We start from the raw sequence: 1,053 nt of genomic DNA, 5'->3' as shown, positions 1-1,053 counted from the left end.
TCTGTCGGTTTTTATGCAATGATATTACCAATATCTGGCGCAGAAACGGAAATTTTTTATTAGTCGAACCGGTATTTGCACTGCGAATAATAAAACGCCACTGCATCCGTATGGGAACAATGGCGTTATTTTAATAAAATTCCAGATTCAGGCTATGGCTAAATCAGCCGGCTTTTTAACATATAAAACAGTTCAGGCTTACCGACGCAAACTTACTTGCATCGGTATATTGTCAGCCGGCGACCACAGCTAGCCTGCAAAACTTACTTACTGCTAACCGGCAGCTTGCCCTGCTGCTCCAGTTCCTTTATATATTCCGGCAGGATTACCTGCTGGATATTGTCACGTTCTTTTTTGATTGCATCCAGCTTTGCTTTATTACGCCGGTAATCCGCCATAGATTTGATTGACGGGCGGGGGGTACACAGTTTCTGGCTTTTCGCAAACAATTTGTAATGCATCGGGGTATTTCTACCTTCTTCTATTGTCCCATAAGTGATAAATATTTGATTACAAGCTAAAAAATGCACTGTGATATTTGCCACCTTGCCAAAATCATCTCCGGCAGATGGTGGTGGTGGTGGTAGAGGTATGATTGCTGAATGAGATTCAGCATATTTAACAATAGTTTGATACTCATTTTCATCCACATTAACACCAGGCAAATTTAAACCTCTAGGCTGCCAATCAGGATATGGTAAAACTGTCCAATTAATACGCGCAGTCATACCTGGTTTCCATTTAGCCGGCAAATAAGCTGCGCCACAGGTAGAACCTCCGCCAAAGCGGTGTTTACCTATTTCATTATCTTCTACTCCAGAGGTATTGGGAATACATCCCCCATTAATACTGCCGCCATGTACCGTTTCAATAGTATAATTTAGTGCTTCCACCGGCGCCGCATACGATTTATTTTTGCCGGAAGTAACACCGACAAAAGGTTCAAACCCGCCGCCGCAGGAGGTAACAGCGGTTACCGATAGCAGCAATAAACTTAGCCGGATAAGACGGCTTACACTGAATATTTTTTTAGCAGACATTTGATTCTCACTC

Annotated in this window: 1 protein-coding gene; it reads right to left on the bottom strand. The window is 42.7% G+C overall.

Features of this window, described 5'->3' with window-relative positions; genetic code table 11:
* Window positions 1–263 precede the first annotated feature (263 nt).
* Window positions 264–1,053 (bottom strand): DUF3304 domain-containing protein (locus H3V00_RS11310; protein WP_232336009.1); only part of this gene is annotated, 790 nt, incomplete at its 5' end.

Source organism: Snodgrassella sp. W6238H11, assembly GCF_016100525.1.
In the GTDB taxonomy this organism is placed as follows: Bacteria; Pseudomonadota; Gammaproteobacteria; order Burkholderiales; family Neisseriaceae; genus Snodgrassella; species Snodgrassella alvi.
This window is presented reverse-complemented; position numbering and strand designations above follow the sequence as displayed.